Annotated in this window: 16 protein-coding genes; 8 read left to right on the top strand and 8 right to left on the bottom strand. The window is 71.6% G+C overall.

Going from position 1 to position 15,967, the window contains the following annotated elements:
- Positions 1 to 28: 28 nt before the first annotated feature.
- Both EDF63_RS03110 and EDF63_RS03115 read left to right on the top strand, forming a co-directional pair.
- Entirely contained in the window at positions 29 to 1,351 is a 1,323-nt protein-coding gene (locus EDF63_RS03110; protein WP_123311109.1) for a glutamyl-tRNA reductase, read from the top strand.
- Positions 1,352 to 1,380: 29 nt separating this feature from the next.
- Positions 1,381 to 1,785 carry an NUDIX domain-containing protein gene (locus EDF63_RS03115; protein WP_260232995.1) on the top strand — a complete coding sequence of 135 codons (405 nt, stop codon included), beginning with the start codon at positions 1,381 to 1,383 and terminating at the stop codon, positions 1,783 to 1,785.
- Between the two features lie 3 nt (positions 1,786 to 1,788).
- Here the strand turns inward: EDF63_RS03115 and EDF63_RS03120 are convergent, their stop codons facing one another.
- A complete protein-coding gene (locus EDF63_RS03120; RefSeq protein WP_123311111.1) occupies positions 1,789 to 2,064 on the bottom strand; it encodes a hypothetical protein in 276 nt (91 codons plus the stop codon).
- Positions 2,065 to 2,163: 99 nt separating this feature from the next.
- On the opposite strand from EDF63_RS03120, the gene EDF63_RS03125 reads away from it, so the two are divergent.
- Together EDF63_RS03125 and EDF63_RS03130 are read left to right on the top strand one after the other, a co-directional pair.
- Positions 2,164 to 2,847 carry a DUF4232 domain-containing protein gene (locus tag EDF63_RS03125; protein WP_123311113.1) on the top strand — a complete coding sequence of 228 codons (684 nt, stop codon included), beginning with the start codon at positions 2,164 to 2,166 and terminating at the stop codon, positions 2,845 to 2,847.
- Between the two features lie 33 nt (positions 2,848 to 2,880).
- On the top strand, positions 2,881 to 3,300 hold the full coding sequence (locus tag EDF63_RS03130) for a GNAT family N-acetyltransferase (protein WP_123311115.1): 420 nt from the start codon (positions 2,881 to 2,883) through the stop codon (positions 3,298 to 3,300).
- A gap of 42 nt (positions 3,301 to 3,342) precedes the next feature.
- Here the strand turns inward: EDF63_RS03130 and EDF63_RS03135 are convergent, their stop codons facing one another.
- Together EDF63_RS03135 and EDF63_RS03140 are read right to left on the bottom strand one after the other, a co-directional pair.
- Positions 3,343 to 4,281, bottom strand: coding sequence for a serine hydrolase (locus EDF63_RS03135; RefSeq protein ID WP_123311117.1), 939 nt, complete (start codon positions 4,279 to 4,281; stop codon positions 3,343 to 3,345).
- The gene (locus EDF63_RS03140; RefSeq protein ID WP_123311119.1) at positions 4,281 to 6,245 is read right to left on the bottom strand and encodes a M13 family metallopeptidase; all 1,965 of its coding nucleotides are present in this window, start codon (positions 6,243 to 6,245) and stop codon (positions 4,281 to 4,283) included. The genes EDF63_RS03135 and EDF63_RS03140 overlap by 1 nt, the downstream gene beginning before the upstream one ends.
- A gap of 81 nt (positions 6,246 to 6,326) precedes the next feature.
- Here EDF63_RS03140 and EDF63_RS03145 point away from each other — a divergent pair, with 81 nt between their 5' ends.
- Positions 6,327 to 7,664 carry a uracil-xanthine permease family protein gene (locus EDF63_RS03145; protein WP_123311121.1) on the top strand — a complete coding sequence of 446 codons (1,338 nt, stop codon included), beginning with the start codon at positions 6,327 to 6,329 and terminating at the stop codon, positions 7,662 to 7,664.
- Between the two features lie 183 nt (positions 7,665 to 7,847).
- Positions 7,848 to 8,228, top strand: a complete 381-nt coding sequence (locus tag EDF63_RS03150) for a hypothetical protein (RefSeq protein WP_123311123.1) — start codon at positions 7,848 to 7,850, stop codon at positions 8,226 to 8,228.
- A gap of 94 nt (positions 8,229 to 8,322) precedes the next feature.
- Here EDF63_RS03150 and EDF63_RS03155 read toward each other — a convergent pair whose 3' ends face one another.
- Positions 8,323 to 8,580: a hypothetical protein gene (locus EDF63_RS03155; RefSeq protein ID WP_123311125.1), complete on the bottom strand. Its 258-nt coding sequence runs from the start codon at positions 8,578 to 8,580 to the stop codon at positions 8,323 to 8,325.
- A gap of 176 nt (positions 8,581 to 8,756) precedes the next feature.
- On the opposite strand from EDF63_RS03155, the gene EDF63_RS03160 reads away from it, so the two are divergent.
- Entirely contained in the window at positions 8,757 to 10,067 is a 1,311-nt protein-coding gene (locus EDF63_RS03160; RefSeq protein WP_123311127.1) for an MATE family efflux transporter, read from the top strand.
- Positions 10,068 to 11,143: 1,076 nt separating this feature from the next.
- Here the strand turns inward: EDF63_RS03160 and EDF63_RS03165 are convergent.
- Positions 11,144 to 12,619: an MFS transporter gene (locus EDF63_RS03165; protein WP_123311130.1), complete on the bottom strand. Its 1,476-nt coding sequence runs from the start codon at positions 12,617 to 12,619 to the stop codon at positions 11,144 to 11,146.
- Between the two features lie 63 nt (positions 12,620 to 12,682).
- Here EDF63_RS03165 and EDF63_RS03170 point away from each other — a divergent pair, with 63 nt between their 5' ends.
- Complete coding sequence (locus EDF63_RS03170) at positions 12,683 to 13,276, top strand: CGNR zinc finger domain-containing protein (protein ID WP_123311132.1); 594 nt, start codon at positions 12,683 to 12,685, stop codon at positions 13,274 to 13,276.
- A gap of 34 nt (positions 13,277 to 13,310) precedes the next feature.
- On the opposite strand, the gene EDF63_RS03175 is transcribed toward EDF63_RS03170, so the two are convergent.
- The 3 genes from EDF63_RS03175 to EDF63_RS03185 all read right to left on the bottom strand — a co-directional run bounded on the left by EDF63_RS03175 (position 13,311) and on the right by EDF63_RS03185 (position 15,943).
- Entirely contained in the window at positions 13,311 to 13,958 is a 648-nt protein-coding gene (locus EDF63_RS03175; RefSeq protein WP_123311134.1) for a response regulator transcription factor, read from the bottom strand.
- The gene (locus EDF63_RS03180; RefSeq protein WP_123311136.1) at positions 13,955 to 15,304 is read right to left on the bottom strand and encodes a sensor histidine kinase; all 1,350 of its coding nucleotides are present in this window, start codon (positions 15,302 to 15,304) and stop codon (positions 13,955 to 13,957) included. The genes EDF63_RS03175 and EDF63_RS03180 overlap by 4 nt, the downstream gene beginning before the upstream one ends.
- A 126-nt stretch (positions 15,305 to 15,430) precedes the next feature.
- Entirely contained in the window at positions 15,431 to 15,943 is a 513-nt protein-coding gene (locus EDF63_RS03185) for an ASCH domain-containing protein (RefSeq protein ID WP_123311138.1), read from the bottom strand.
- Positions 15,944 to 15,967 lie beyond the last annotated feature (24 nt).

Below are 15,967 nucleotides of genomic sequence, written 5' to 3' on the forward strand. Positions count from 1 at the left end.
TCCCATCGAGCGCGTTACCATTGGCTACGTGCTCATCTGTCTCACGGCGTCGCATCGCAACGCCAGCTTCGACCTCTTGGAGCGACTGAGCATCGCTGCCCCGGCCGCAGCAGGCCACCTCGTGACGGATTCCGACGTCCTGGACGGTGCAGTGGTGCTGGCCACGTGCAACCGTTTCGAGGCGTACCTCGACATCGCCGGCGACGACCGCGACTCCGCCGTCGCCGCCACCGTGCAGGCCGTGGCGGCCGCGAGCGACCTGGACGCCACCGAACTGCGTGATTCGGTCAGTGTGCTCGGCGGCAAGGACGTCGTGCAGCACCTGTTCGCCGTGTCGAGCGGGCTCGAGTCCGTCGTCGTCGGTGAGACCGAGATCTCCGGCCAGGTCCGCCGCTCGCTCGAGGACGCCCGGAGCAACGGCACCACCACCTCGGACCTCGAGCGGCTGTTCCAGGAAGCCGCCCACACCTCGCGCGGCGTGAAGACCCGCACCCGGATCGGTGCCGCCGGTCGGTCGCTCGTCCGCCTCGGCCTGCAGCTCGCCTCGTCGCGCGTCACCGACTGGGCGCACACCCGGGTGCTGCTGATCGGCACCGGCAGCTACGCGGCCACCACCATCGCGGCCCTGCGCGACCGCGGCGCCGTGCACATCCAGGTGTTCTCGCCCTCCGGCCGCGCCGCCTGGTTCGCCGCGAAGCACGACCTCGTAGCCGCCCGCGACCTGCGTCACGCGATCGGTACCAGCGACGTCGTGATCACCTGCACGTCGAGCGAGGTGCCGGTCGTCGCGCCGGCCGACCTCGACGACGGCATCCGCCGCATCGTCATCGACCTCGGACTCCCCCGCAACGTCGACCCGGCCGCCGCCGGTGTGGACGGCGTCGAGCTGCTCGACCTCGAGACCATCAGCCTGCACGCCCCGATCTCCGAGCTGAACGCCGAGTCCGAGGCCCGCGCGATGGTCGACGACGCCGTGTCCCGCTTCCGGGCGCAGGCGCTCGAGCAGTCGACCACCCCGGCCCTCGTCGCCTTCCGCAAGCACGTGTTCGACATCCTCGACGACGAGATCGACCGCGCCAAGCGCCGCGGCGACGCCGACGGCGAGTCCGCCGAGCACACCGAGCGGGCGCTCCGGCACCTGGTCGGCGTCCTGCTGCACCGCCCCTCCGTCCGGGCCCGTGAGCTCGGCCGCGCCGGTCGTGGCGAGGAGTTCGTCGGGGCCATCGACGCCCTGTTCGGCGTGCGGCCCGAGCCCGAGGCGGAGCTGCCGGCGCCCGTCGTCCCGCTCGCGGACCGCACCGCCCTGGACCCGACCGTCTCGGAGCGCGACGACCAGGCGGACGCGAGCTGAGCCTCCAGACAGGCTCGCAACCACCCACGCTGCGTGTCAGTGCGCTCCTGCTGATCCGTGATCGACGTGTGCTGATGGTGCGCGCGCGATCGCGCGACGTGCTCTACCTGCCCGGCGGCAAGGCCGAGCCGCACGAGACCGACGTCGAAGCCGTCATCCGTGAAGCCCACGAGGAGACCGGGTTGCGGGTGACCGCCGACGACGTCGACCCGTTCGGCGTCGTCCTCGAACCCGCCCACGGGCAGGCGCCCGGCACCATGGTCGCGATGACCCTGTTCCTGGTCCGACCGGGAGGCCCGTTGGACGCCGCCACGCCCGTCGCCTCGGCAGAGGTCGACGAGGTCGAGTGGGTCACCTCGGCGGACGCCGGTCGCTGCCCGCCGGCGGGCGTGGAGACGCTCCGCCGCCTGGTGGCGGCGGAGCGCATCGACTAGTCGTCAGGCCTGGTCCTTGTCGACGTAGTGGCCGGTCTCGCCGTCCTGCGTCGGTTCGGCCTCGCCGGGGATGTCCGACTCGACGTACTCACCGTCGGGGCCACTCGAATCCGGACGGGCCTCGCCCGGGATGTCGCTGGCGACGAACTCGCCGACCGGCTCCGTCGTCGTGACGTGCTCCTCGCCGGGGATGTCGCTGTCCGTGAAGGCGCCTGCGCGGGTCTCGACCCCGTCCGCGCGACCCTCGTCGCCACGTGCCTGTTCGTGCTTGCCCGTCATGTCCGACCTCCGCTGCTCGGGTTCCTGCCTCCGGAGTGTGCTCGCGGTCCCTGGATGCCGACCGAACCTCGAACTCCCGGTGGTGGTTGCCTGTGCACCATGCAACGCAGCAGCCGATCGAAGTTCCTGCTCGCCGTCACCGGGCTCGTCGCAGTCGGGGCGCTGGCGGGTTGTGCCTCCGGCGGGGACCCCTCCGCCACCGAGACGGTCACGGCGCCCGCGCCGTCGCCGTCCACTTCCTCGTCCTCGTCCGCGTCGTCGTCCTCCGCGACACCGTCGTCCGGCGCCTCGGCGTCAGCCGGTACCGGGTCGGACGGCTCGGGCTCGGACTCTGCGGCCAGCAGCAGGTGCGCCGCGTCGTCGCTCGCCGCCAGCATCGAGCCGGGCAGCGGAGGAGCAGCCGGCAGCGTCATCGTGCACCTCGCACTGCGGAACACCGGCTCGACGACCTGCACGCTGCAGGGCTGGCCGGGCGTCTCGTTCGTCGGCGGCGGCAACGGCACCCAGATCGGTGCCGCGGCGACACAGGAGAAGAGCTCACCGCACCCGACCGTGACCCTGGCCGCCGGGCAGACCGCCGTGGCACCGCTCAAGATCGTCCAGGCCGGGAACTACTCGAAGGCGGACTGCTCGCCGAAGACCCCGGACGGGTTCCGCGTGTACCCGCCCGGATCGAAGCAGTCGCTGTTCGTGAAGAACGCCGATTACCAGGCGTGCGCGTCCGCCGATGCGTCGCTGCTGTCCGTGCAAGCGCTGGTGCCGGAGGGGCAGGCGACGTCGTAGCGGACGCATCGGCGGGTCGGGCACCATGGAGCCGTGACGTTCACGATCAGGGACGAACGACCCGGTACGGCGGAGCTCGTGGCGCTGTACGACGCCGTCGGGTGGACCGCTTACACCCGTGATCCCGAGGCCCTCCGCGCAGCGGTCGCGGGGTCGCACACCGTGGTGACCGCCCGTGATGACGACGGGCAGCTGCTCGGTCTGCTGCGGACGATCTCGGACGGCCAGACCATCGTGTACGTCCAAGACGTGCTCGTTGTGCCGTCAGCGCATCGTTCCGGCGTCGGCGGCGCACTGCTCGACGCGGTCCTGCATCGGTACTCCCACGTGCGGCAGAACGTCCTGCTGACCGACGCCGAACCGGGCCAGCGTGCGTTCTACGAGTCGCGCGGGTTCGTCGAGGTGCACGACGTCGAGCCGCAGCCGCTGCGGTCGTTCGTCCTGCTCCGCTGAGCGGAACGACACCGGACCGACGCTGGACTGCGCCCGCCGAGGTCAGCGGCGGGCGGGAGCGTGCACGGCCTCGAGCACCTCGGTACCCATGGTGCGGAGTGCCTCGATGACCGCGAGACGCCGCTGCAACGAGGCGTCGTCGAACGTCACCGTCACGGCGTAGCTGACCGACGAGCCCGGACCGCGGAGGATCCCCGCCTCGGCGCGGACGCCCGTGCTCGACCCGGTGACCGCGACGACCTGCAACCCGTGGTCGAGCGCACGGTGCGCCAGGGGGTCGAGGCCGAACGAGCCCGCGACCAGGTTCAGGTCGCTCGCCAGTGACAGCCACCCGAGCACCCGGTTCGAGACCGCTTCGTCCACGACCTCGCCGAGCGCCAGCCCGCGCATCACCCACGCGAGCTCGCCCGTCGGGGCGACGGAGGCGTCCGGGGCGTCGTCGGGGCCACGACGGTCGCGCACCCGGTCGATCAGCGCGGTCCGCTCGATGCCGAGCGACTCCGCACGCTCACGGACGGCGTCGATGCCGACCGTCGACAGCAGCGCGTTCATCGCCCACGTGTCACCGGTGGCGCCGACCAGGGTCGCCAGGTCGGGCACCTGCATCGTCGGCTCCTGCAGGAACTGCCACAGGCCGGCACCGGTCGCGGTGTCCCGCGCCATGCGCTGCAGACGGTCACCGTGCAGACGGCCGTCCTCGAGCTGCGCCGCGACCTCGATCAGCAGCAGCACGCGCCCGAGGCTCGCGACGGGCTGCACCAGGGTGTCGTCGACCGCGAGCAGGGCCTTGCCCGACGACGTGTCGATCACCGAGGCGCTGACCCCGGCGCCGTCGACGGCGAGCGCACCGAGGGCCTCGACCGTGGCGCCGAAGCGGTCGTCCGTCCGACCGCTGTGCCGACCGCGGGCCCGGCCGCCACCACCTGAGCGGTCCCCCGGCCGCCGACGGCGTGACGACCGAGCCGCGTCCGGCTCCACCATCACCAGATCGCGACGCGCTCGGCGGGGTCGAGGTACATCGCGTCCTGCTCGGTCACGCCGAACGTGTCGTACCAGACGTCGATGTTGCGGACGACCTGGTTGCAGCGGAACTCGTTCGGCGAGTGCGGGTCGATCGACAGCAGGCGTGCTGCCTCTTCCGGACGGATCGCCATCTGCCACGCCTGCGCCCAGCTCAGGAAGAACCGTTCGGCACCGGTCAGGTCGTCGACGACCGGGGGCTCCTGGCCGTCGAGCGACAGCAGGTACGCCTTCCACGCGATCGACAGGCCACCGAGGTCGCCGATGTTCTCGCCGATCGTCAGGGCGCCGTTGACGTGCCCGTCCGGGACCTCGGTCGGGACGAGTGCGTCGTACTGCGCGATGAGGGCCTTCGTGCGCTCCTCGAACGCCGTGCGGTCGGCCTCGGTCCACCAGTTCTCGAGCTTGCCGTCGCCGTCGTACTGCGACCCCTGGTCGTCGAAGCCGTGTCCGATCTCGTGACCGATGACGGCCCCGATCGCACCGTAGTTGGCGGCGGCGTCGCGGTCGGCGTCGAAGAACGGGAACTGCAGGATCGCCGCGGGGAACACGATCTCGTTGAAGCCCGGGTTGTAGTACGCGTTGATCGTCTGCGGCGTCATGAACCACTCGTCGCGGTCGATCGGCTTGCCGATCTTGCCGAGCTCGCGGTCGACCTGGAACGAGGCCACGGCGCGGACGTTCGCCACCAGGTCGTCGGCCGTCACGGGCAGCGCCGAGTAGTCGCGCCACTTGACCGGGTACCCGATCTTCGGCGTGAACTTGTCGAGCTTGTCGAGGGCACGTGCACGGGTCTCGTCGGTCATCCAGTCCAGCGCCGTGATGCTCTGCCGGTACGCCTCGACCAGGTTGGCGACGAGGTCGTCCATCTTCGCCTTCGAGGACTCGTCGAAGTGCTCCTGCACGTAGATCCGCCCGACGGCCTCACCCATCGCGCCCTCGACCAGGGAGACGCCGCGCTTCCACCGCTCGCGCTGCTTCGGCGCCCCGGTGAGGGCGGTGCCGTAGAACGAGAAGTTCGTGGCCGAGAACGCGCTCGTCAGGTACGCGGCCGAGCCGCGGATGACCTGCCAGCGCAGCCAGTCCTTCCAGACCTCGAGCGGCTGGTCGCGCAGGAGCTCGGCCAGGCCGGTGATGAACGACGGCTCGCGCACCACGACGGTCTCGAACGCGCCGGCCGGGGCGTCGATGGCCTGCCACCACGCCTGCAGGTCGATGCCCTCGGCGAGCGCCGCGACCTCGGCCCAGGGCAGCTTGTTGTAGGTCTTCTGGCTGTCGCGCGTTGTGACGTTGTCCCAGTGCTTCGACGCCAGGGCGGTCTCGAGCGCGATGACGTGCTCGGTGCGGTCGCCGCCGTCCTCGAACCCGGCGAGCGGGAACATCGCCGCGACGAACTCGCGGTACTTCGTGCGGATGTCGGCGAACCGCTCTTCGCGGTAGTAGGACTCGTCGGGCAGCCCGAGACCGGACTGCTCGAGGAACACGACGTAGGACTCGGGGTCGCCCGGGTCGTTGTCGACGAAGAGCTGCAGGAAGCTCGGCAGACCGAGGCGCTCGAAGCGTCCGACGGTGGCGATGAGCTCGGGCACGGACTCGATGGCCGTGATCTCGGCGAGCAGCGGCTCGATCGGCGCCGTGGCGAGCTCCTCGAGTCGGGCTTCGTCGGTGAAGGAGGAGAAGAGGTCACCGACCTTGCGTTCCTCGGTGCCGGGTGCGGCCTGCTGCGAGCGCTCGATGATCTCGCGGACGGCGAGTTCGGCGGCCTCGGCCAGCACCGTGAAGGAGCCGTAGCGGGCCTTGTCGTCGGGGATCGGCGTCTCGGCGATCCAGGTGCCGTTCACGTGGCGGTACAGGTCGTCCTGGGGGCGCACCGCGGGGTCGAGTTCGTCAGTGTGGATGCCGGAGGCACGTGCGACGTCGGTCATGCGGTCCACGATAGCCACCGACGCCATGCAGCAGGTCGGTGTGCGTCGTCACCTGTGGACGGCTGCCGGTACGGTCATCGCATGGGACTTCCGTGGAAGCTGCACGGCGACGGCAAGACCGTCTCCGCGACGACGATCGTGGCACCGGACGAACGACTCACCTGGGGCCGGACGATCGGTCTCGGCGTGCAGCACGTCGTCGCGATGTTCGGTGCCACCTTCCTGGTGCCGCTGCTGACGGGCTTCCCGCCGTCGACGACCCTGCTGTTCAGCGGCATCGGCACGATCCTGTTCCTGCTCATCACGGGCAACCGCTTGCCGAGCTACCTCGGGTCGTCGTTCGCGTTCATCGCGCCGATCGGTGCCGCGACGAAGATCGGCGGCATCCCCCTCGCGCTCTCCGGCATCATCGTCGTCGGCGCGCTGCTCGCGATCGTCGGGCTCGTCGTGCACCTGGCCGGCGCCGGCTGGATCGACCGGCTGATGCCCCCGGTGGTGTCCGGTGCGATCGTGGCCCTGATCGGGTTCAACCTGGCACCGGCGGCGAAGGACAACTTCACGGCGGCCCCGGTCGTCGCGGTCATCACCCTCGCCGCGATCATCCTGGTCACCGTCCTGTTCAAGGGGCTGATCGGCCGGCTGTCGATCGTCATCGGCGTGCTCGTCGGCTACGTGGCAGCACTCATCGGCGGCCAGGTCGACTACTCGAAGGTCGGCGAGGCCGCCTGGATCGGCCTGCCGACGTTCACCGCTCCCGCGTTCGACCCGTCGCAGCTCGCGATCTACCTGGCGTTCGTGCCGGTCGTCCTGGCGCTCGTCGCCGAGAACGTCGGCCACGTGAAGGGTGTCGGGCAGCTCACCGGCCGCGACCTCACGCCCCTCACCGGCCGGGCGCTCTTCGCCGACGGCGTCTCCACCGTGCTGGCCGGAGTCGGCGGCGGCTCGGCCACCACCACCTACGGCGAGAACATCGGTGTCATGGCCGCGACCCGCGTCTTCTCCACCGCCGCGTACTGGGTCGCCGCGATCGCCGCCGTCCTGCTCGGCCTCTCCCCGAAGATCGGTGCGGTCATCTCCTCGGTCCCCGCCGGCGTGCTCGGCGGTGCGACCACCGCCCTGTACGGCCTGATCGGCGTCATCGGCATCCGGATCTGGGTCGAGAACCGGGTCGACTTCTCGAAGCCGAAGAACCAGCTGACCGCCGGCATCGCGCTCATCATCGGCATCGCGGACTTCACGTTCGCGTTCGGGCAGGCGAGCTTCGGCGGCATCATCCTCGGCACGATCGCCGCGATCGTCGTCTACCACCTGATGGACCTGATCGGACGGGCGCGCGGCACCGACGAAGCGACGCCCGCTGCCTCGGAGGATGCGCACGCCGCCACCGGCGGCGTCCCCGCCGAGCCGCGCGCCGACTGACGCAGGACGGCGGCTGGACGAAATCCGTCGCCTGAGCACGTGGGACCACCGGACGGGAGGCCCGTGGCGGCGCCGCCACGGGCCTCCTGTCCGTCACGGTGCACGCCGCGACCGGGACAGCGTTCCGCTCGGGCTGGGCAACGGGGACGACGCCCACGGCACATCAGCGGCAGGCTCTTCCCCGTGAACCTCCGCACACCCGATGTCTCCGGGCTGCTCCTCGCCGCTGTGCTGTCGATCACGAGCTGCGCCCACCAGGATCAGGATGACGGGTACCTCACGCTGACCGCGGGCGAGGCCACCCTGTCGGCCTGCCCGACCGCGGCACCGGTGCAGGTCGAGGCGCTGCGGACCGACGGCGAGCAGATCCAACTGCCGGAGCAACAGGGCGGCGGCGCGTCGACCTCGGGGCCGGGCGACCAGTACACGTACCAGAACGTCGGCAACTGGGGACTCGTCGCGGCTCAGGCGGACGCAGACTGCTCGCACGTGCAGGAGTGGGGCAACCCGGAAGCCCTCCGGCGCGTGCACAAGGCGTTCGGGGGCGGATGGGTCTGCCCCTGACGCTGCCCGAGACCAGACGAGCGGGACCTACACCGTGGCGCAGACGAGGGTGTCCGCCGCGTCCACTTCGGCGTCGTCGGTGATGCGCATCGGTTCACCCCTCCGTCTCGGTCGACGCTCCGGTGGGCGAGCGCTCGGCATGGTCGTTCCACATCGCTCGACGACGCCGCACCGCCGTGAGCGTCGCCCGCCAGCAGAGGAGGTAACCGATGCTGACGACCGGCAGAACCGCCCACTGCGGAGCACCGAGCCAGCCGGCAAGACCCGCCAGGGCGACCACTCCGAGCATCGAGCCGACGAGGATCAGCGTCTGCACGTTGCGGAGACGACGTTCGCGTCTGCTCGGCTTCACCCGCCCCACGATAACGACCCCTGGTCGCGAACGCGGGGACGGCCGGGCTGGAGGCCCGTGGCGGCGCCGCCACGGGCCTCCAGTCCGTCGCGGGGTCGCGCTCACCCCGCCTGCCGACCACGACGGGTCGGCATCGCCGACAGAATGGGTCGGTGCACCGACCGACGCGACCCGCTGTGACCGCCGAGCGGCGCGCGGTCGACCGCGACATCGTGCGCCTGGCGGTGCCGGCGCTCGGCGCGCTCGTGGTCGAGCCGCTGTTCCTGCTGACCGACACCGCGCTCGTCGGCCACCTCGGCGCGACGCCCCTCGCGGCCGTCGGGCTCGCGAGTGCCGTGCTGTCGACCGTGACCGGGCTGCTGGTGTTCCTGGCGTACTCGACGACGCCGGCCGTGGCGCGCGCGCTCGGCGGTGGCGACCGTCGCGGAGCCGTGCACGCGGGCATCGACGGGATGTGGCTCGCGCTCGTGCTGGGAGTGGTGCTGGCGCTGGTCGGGTGGCCGCTCGCCGGTCCCCTCGTCGACCTGTTCGGTGCGTCGCCCGAGGTCTCGGCGGCAGCGACCGCCTACCTGACGGTCTCGCTCATCGGGCTGCCCGGGATCCTGGTCGTCACTGCCTCGACCGGGCTGCTGCGTGGGCTGCAGGACACGAAGACCCCGCTCGTCGTCGCGACCGTCGGGTTCGTCGCGAACGGACTGCTCAACGCCCTGCTGATCTACGGGGCGGGTTGGGGCGTCGAGGGGTCCGCCGCCGGCACCGTCATCGTGCAGTGGGCGATGGCCATCGTCTACGTGCGCATCGCGGTGCGGGCCGCGCGGTCGTCGGGCGCGCCGCTGCGACCCGGCGCCTCGGGTGTCGCTCGGGCGCTGCGCTCGGGCGCCTGGCTGTTCCTGCGGACCGCCTCGCTGCGGATCGCGATGCTCGCGACCGTCGGGGCCGCTGCCGGGCTGGGGACCACCGGGCTGGCGACGGCCCAGGTCGGGCTGACCGTCTTCTCGACGCTGGCGTTCGCGCTCGACGCCCTGGCGATCGCCGGGCAGGCGCTCGTGGGGCACGGACTCGGCAGACGTGATCCGGAGCGGGTGCGACTGGTGACGCGACGGCTCGTGCTGCTCGGGATCGCCGGTGGTGTGCTGCTCGGGGTGCTGACCCTGGCCGTGAGCGGAGTGCTCGGGCCGGTGTTCTCGGATTCACAGGCGGTGCGGGACGCCCTGCCCGTCGTGCTGGTGCTCATCGCCGTCGGGATGCCCGTCGCCGGGTACGTCTTCGTGCTCGACGGGGTACTGATCGGGGCCGGCGATGCACGGTACCTGGCGATCGCGGGCGGCGTGAACTTGATCGTGTACCTGCAGCTGCTGTGGTGGGCCGGCGGGACGCTCGCGGGGTTGTGGGCGGCCTTCGCCCTCGGGTACATCGGGGTCCGGGCGGTGACGCTCGGGGTGCGAGCGCACCGGCGCGGCTGGGTGGAACAGGCGCTGGCGCGGTGAGCACGTCTGGTTCTCCTGGTGCGCCCTCTGCGCCGGTGGCTCCGTCGTCGTCTGTGGCGTCGTCGGCCGTGCTCGCCACGGTCGGCATCGGGGTCCAGGGTGTCGCGAAGCTGCTCGTGACCGTCGTCGTCGGTCGGGTGTTCGGCACCGAGACCCTCGGGCAGACCACCGCCCTGCTGTCGCTCTCGGTCTTCGTCGCCCTGCTCTGGCCGAACGCCGCGGGCAACACCGCGTCGCGGTTCCTGGCGATCGCGCTGCGGGGTCGGCGGTCGGACGCCGCGGTGAACCGGCTGCTCGGGGTCTCGATGTTGGTGTCGAGCGTGGTGCTCGCCGCGGTCACCGTGCCGATCGCGCTGGCCTGGGGCAACGGCCCCGGGATGGTGCTCGGTGGTGCCGCGGTCGTCGTCGGCTACGGCCTCTACTGCTACGCCCGCGGTGCGCAGCTCGGCTACGACCGGGCGCCACGGGTCGCGCTCTGGGACTCGGTGACGAGCGTGCTGGCGCTTGGGTTGCTCGTGGTGGCGTGCGTCGCCCGGCTCGAGCCCTTCGTGCTGCTGCCGCTGGCCATCGGGTACACGGTGTTCGCGATCGCGTGCTGGCCGCGGGGGAACGGCTTCGCGCCTGCTTCGCGCGAGCCCGCCGCCGGGGTGCTCGGGTTCGCGGCGTGGAACGTGCTGGCGGTGGTGACCTCGAACGGGCTGCTGCAGTTGACGATGATCTCGGCGCAGGTGACCTCGTCAGCACACGACGCCGGGGTCTACGCGGCCGCGTTCACCCTGGCGACGCCGGCGTCGATGCTCGGGCAGGCGCTGGGCCAGGTGCTCGTGCCGGCGTTCGCGCACCGGACCGATGGCGGCTCGCTGCGGTCACGCGGGGCGCTGGTGCTCGTCGTCGGGTTCGCGGCAGCGTCCGCCGTCGTGTTCGGGCTGGTGGCGCTGCTCGCCGGGTGGTTCCTGCCGATCGTCTACCCCGCCGAGGGCACGGCTGCCGTCGCCGACCTGCGGTACCTGATGGTCGCGGTGTGGGTGTTCACCGTCGGGCTCGTGCCGGCTGCGCTGTTGCTCGCATCGGGTCGGTCACGGCAGGTCGCACTGGCGTCGGTCGCCGGGTTCGTGGTGGGGGCGGTGCTCATGGCGGTGCTCGGGCCCGTTGCGGGAGTCGCGGGTGGAACCACGGGGTTCCTGGTCGGGAGTGCGGTGAACCTGGTCGCGGTGGTGGGGCTCGGGGTGCGGCGGCGATGACCTTCCCGGTGCCGGGTGGAGCGCAGCCGGCGCTGCGTCGTGGGTCGCGAGGAGGCGGGGGTCTCCGACGCGTCGAAGCGGTGACGCGACCACCCAGACGACGGTGAGCAGGGTGCCCGCGCAGCCGAGCCCGACGCCGGCACGGGTGCCGACAGACTCGCCGACGATGCCGCCGAGTGCGGCGCCGATCGCGATGACGCCGTAGGAGAGCCACCGCATGGTCGCGTTCACGCGGCCGAGCAGGTGGTCCGGCGTCCGCAGCTGTCGGAGGGTGAGCGCGACCACGCTCGACAGCGAGGTGCCCGCGCCGTTGACCGCGAAGACCGCGACGAGGACCGCGATGAGCACCGGGACCGGCCAGGACGCATCGGCCACCGGCAAGGCGGCGAGGGCGACGCACTCGGCCGCAGCGCAGGCGACCATCACGGGGCCACCGCCGAACCGGCGGACACTCGACGGCGCGGCTGCTGCCCCCAGGACCGCTCCGATCGCTCCGAGGCTGAAGACCAGGCCGAGCTGGCCGGCGGTCAGGCTGAGTTCCCGGACGGCGTGGACGGTGAACAGGACCATCACCCACTGCGCGAAGAGGTTGTAGATGCCGGCGAACCCCACCAAGGAGACGAGGTACCGGTCGCGTCCGACGAACCGGAGGCCGTCACCGAGGTCGCGGAGGGCGCTGCGGCCCGACGGCTCGGGCGGACGCTCGGTGGCGGCGATGCCGAGCAAGGAGAACGCCGAGACCAGGTAGGTCACGGCATGGGCGAGGAGCGCCCACGGCGCGGACAGTGCCTGGATGAGGAATCCGCCCAGACCCGGGCCGCCGACCTCGGCCGCCGACGCCGTCGCCTGCAACCGCCCGTTCGCGCGCTCGAGGTGCTCCCGGCCGACCACCGTCGGGAGGAACGACTGGTACCCGACCTCGAACGACACGGTGAACGCACCGAGCAGGCAGACCAGGAGCACGAGGACCGGGAGCGTGAGCGCACCGGAGAACGCGAGGACGACGACTCCGACGGTGAGGACGGCGCGGGCGAAGTCCGACGCGATCAGGATCGGCCTGCGCCGGCAGCGGTCGACCAGCACACCGAGCGGAAGCGCAAGGACCAGGAACGGCACCCATCGGGCCGCACCGAGCAGTCCGACTTCGCTTGCCGAAGCATGCAGCACGAGCACGGCCAGCAGCGGCACCGCGAGTTCGCTGATCTGGCCGCCCACAGCCGATGCGCCTTGTGCGGTCCAGAACCGGGCGAAGTCCGCCCCGAGGCGTGCCGGCCGGTACCGTCCGGTGCTAATGGCTTCATTGTCTTTCACGCATTAGACAGTGGCAGGGTCGGTCTAATGGCGCAACCCAAATCCAGGCATTAGCCTGGCGTCATGGTTGCGGCAGGCACGACGACGACGTTCCCCGAGGTGGGCGGTCACGCGGGGTTCGACCTCGTCGACACGGTCCACTGGCGTCTCGACGACCGCCGCGCGATCGACACGCTCTCGTCGTACGACGACGTCGTGCGGTGGTGCAACCAGACGGGCGTCGTGCCGAACGGCGACGGCGGGCTGCAGGCCATGGCGTCGGGAGCTCCGGAGGCGGCAGCTCGCGAACACGCGGCCGTCATCGCGTTGCGCGAGGCGATCTACGAGGCCGTGTTCGAGTCGTCCCCGTCGGCCGTGGAACTGATCGCCCACGAGTACGTCGACGCACTCACCAGGTCGGTGCTCGCGCACGACGACACCGGGGTCTCGTGGTCGTGGCGGGTCCCGAGCGACCTCACCGGGCCGCGCGCTGCGATCGCCGTGCTGGCACACGAGCTGCTCACCTCGGACCTCCGTGCTGCCCGACAGTGCGGGGACGACGCCTGCGGGTGGGTCTACCTCGACACGTCGCCGCGTCACAACCGGATCTGGTGCACGGCCGCGGGCTGCGGGAACCGGAACCGGGTCGCGCGGCACCAGGCCAAGAAGCACGCATGAGGGCGAGCGCCACCGACGGCGCCCGTCCCGGTCGTCAGGCGGAGAGGAACCGCAGGACGGCCAGCACGCGTCGGTGGTCCGCCGTGGTCGCTTCGAGCCCGAGCTTCGCGAAGACGGCCGTGACGTGCTTCTCGACCGTCCCGCCTGACAGGAACAGCATCTCGGCGATCGCCGCGTTCGACCGCCCCTCGGCCATGAGCCGCAGGACGTCGGTCTCACGTGCGGTGAGCCGGTCGAGCCGGTCGCGGAGCGGCCGTGGTGCCTGCACCAGCGCGGCGGCGACCTCGGGGTCGAGCACGACGTTGCCGGCCGCGACCTGTTGCAACGACTCGATGAAGGTGGCGACCTCGGCGACCCGGTCCTTCAGCAGGTAGCCGACACCGACGCTCGCGACGTCGAGCAGGGTCCGCGCCCACCGCACCTCGGCGTACTGCGAGAACAGCAACACGCCGACCTCGGGTCGCGCCGCCTTGAGGGCGACCGCGGCCCGGACACCCTCGTCGGTGTGGGTCGGCGGCATCCGGATGTCCATCACGACGACGTCGACGTGCTCGGAAGCGAGCGCGGGCAGGACGGCCGCACCGTCACCGACTGCCGCCACGATCTCGTGACCGCGCCCCTGCAACAACGACGCCAGTCCCTCGCGGACGATCGTGTTGTCGTCGGCGATGACGATCCTCACGTGGCCGTCCCGGAGGGCATCGCCATCCGGACCGTGGTGGGGCCGCCGGTCGGGCTCTGGACCGCGAGCGTGCCGTCGACCGCTCGGAGTCGTTCGAGCAGTCCGGCGAGACCGGTTCCCTGCCCGTCGGGCCGCGGCATCGAGACGTGGGCGCCGCCCGCGCCGTCGTCGGCCACCGTGACGACGAGTTCGGGCCCGTCCAGCGCCACGTCGACCGTGGCCACGGTGGCTCCCGCGTGCTTCGACACGTTCGTGAGCAGCTCGAGGACCCCGAAGTACGCGATGCCCTCCACGACCGGCGACGGGCGGACGGGCAGGTCCACGTGCAGCGTCACGGGGAACGGGGTGCGGGAGCAGGCCGACGCGAGTCCAGCCTCGAGCCCTTCGTCGAGGACCGGCGGGTGGATCCCCCGCGCCAGCGCACGCAACTCGACGAGTGCTTCCTTCGTGGAGGCGTGTGCCTGGGCGACGAGCGCCTCCACTCCGGACCCGGCGGCGTCCTGACTGCTCTGGAGTCGGTCACGGGCGTCTCCGAGGGTCATCGCCAGGCCGACCAGACGCGCCTGCGTACCGTCGTGCAGCTCTCGCTCGATGCGGCGCAGCGTGCTGTCCGCATCCACCACAGCGGCGTCACGGGACGCAGTGACTTCGGCGAGGCGACGCTGTCGGAGGTCGGCGCCGAGCATCGAACGGATGACCGCGCGCTGCAGGGACCCGAGGCCGTGGTTGACGGCGGGCCAGACCGCGACGAGCAGGACCAGGCCGACCCCGGCGAACGCGACCTGGAGCGGAACGGTGTCGACGAACACCCCGAGGAACTGCGCACCACGGTGCTCCAGCCCGTCCGCACCGGTCTGCTCCGGCAGGAAACGACCCCAGATGCTGTGGGTCATCGCGCCGAGCGCCGAGACGAGCACCGCGACCGATACGGCGAAGGACGCCGTCGTCACGACGAAGCCGACCAGCAGGTACGCGAACGCCCGCCACGTCGAGCCGTCCGTCAGCCGGGTGGTCGCCCAGGCCAGGGGACCTCCGCGACGCGGGCGGATCGTCGGCGCGACGACCTCCTGTCCCAGGAGCGCCGCGGACATGCGACGGGTGACCGTGGCGAACCACGCGGAACCGCCGACGAGGAACGCCGTGACGAGCAGCCCGAACCACGTGACCGCCGACGGCACCCCGATGCCGACCGCCAGGGCGAACCACGTCAGCGCTCCGATGGCGATCGGCAGGTGCGCGGCGTGGAACGCGAACTGCCGCCAGGTCGCCGCGGCGAACAGTCCCGAGACGAACCGGAACCGGGGGACGGTGGTGTGTGGCGGGATCAGGGCGGTGGTGCGGGACATGAGACCTCTTCGTGGTGACCGGGAGTGTGGTGCGCGGTTCCCAGCTTCGGGGGACGCAGGCGTTCACGGGACCGGGCAGGCCCTCTGACTGCTGGGGGAAAACCCGAACGGCGGGCGGCGCCGCACTCAGTCGGCGTGCTCGGGTGGCCAGACCACGGAGAAGTACTCGAACACGATCTCGTCGCGGTCCGACCAGACCGCACCCCGAGCAGCGCAGGTGCGCTCCCAGTACCGGCGGTGCTCGCGTCGCCAACTCTCGAGGGAGCGATCATCCTCACCCTCCGCGGCCGCGAACGCCGCATCGGCACTGTCGAACCGACCGACGCGCAACGCGGTGCTCCGGATGATGATCCGAGGGGTGCCCGAGCTGTCGCACGCGATCCAGTGCGACCCGATCCGGGGCAACGGGTCACCTCGGTGCGCGAACTCGGAGACGAGCTCGGCGGTGGCACGCTTCCCACCGGACAGGACGATCCGCAGCAGTTCGTCAGCGAGCCGGGCCGTGTCACCGAAGTGCTCCACCGTGTAGTCGTAATCACCGATTTCCCGCGGCCGGGTCGATGTGTAGTCCGTCCACATCGTGGTGGCGGCATCGAGGTCCGGTGGTGCGACCGGGACCACGTCGTGAAGGTCACTCATGGGCATCATCGTGGCAGACGAGGT

It is taken from the genome of Curtobacterium sp. JUb34 (assembly GCF_003755065.1).
Lineage (GTDB): Bacteria > Actinomycetota > Actinomycetes > Actinomycetales > Microbacteriaceae > Curtobacterium.

Coding starts and splice junctions, on each gene's coding strand:
- EDF63_RS03140 (WP_123311119.1), bottom strand. CDS start 6,245: ATGACCGACGTCGCACGTGCCTCCGGCATCCACACTGACGAACTCGAC.
- EDF63_RS03120 (WP_123311111.1), bottom strand. CDS start 2,064: ATGACGGGCAAGCACGAACAGGCACGTGGCGACGAGGGTCGCGCGGAC.
- EDF63_RS03145 (WP_123311121.1), top strand. CDS start 6,327: ATGGGACTTCCGTGGAAGCTGCACGGCGACGGCAAGACCGTCTCCGCG.
- EDF63_RS03135 (WP_123311117.1), bottom strand. CDS start 4,281: ATGGTGGAGCCGGACGCGGCTCGGTCGTCACGCCGTCGGCGGCCGGGG.
- EDF63_RS03185 (WP_123311138.1), bottom strand. CDS start 15,943: ATGAGTGACCTTCACGACGTGGTCCCGGTCGCACCACCGGACCTCGAT.
- EDF63_RS03170 (WP_123311132.1), top strand. CDS start 12,683: ATGGTTGCGGCAGGCACGACGACGACGTTCCCCGAGGTGGGCGGTCAC.
- EDF63_RS03125 (WP_123311113.1), top strand. CDS start 2,164: ATGCAACGCAGCAGCCGATCGAAGTTCCTGCTCGCCGTCACCGGGCTC.
- EDF63_RS03180 (WP_123311136.1), bottom strand. CDS start 15,304: ATGTCCCGCACCACCGCCCTGATCCCGCCACACACCACCGTCCCCCGG.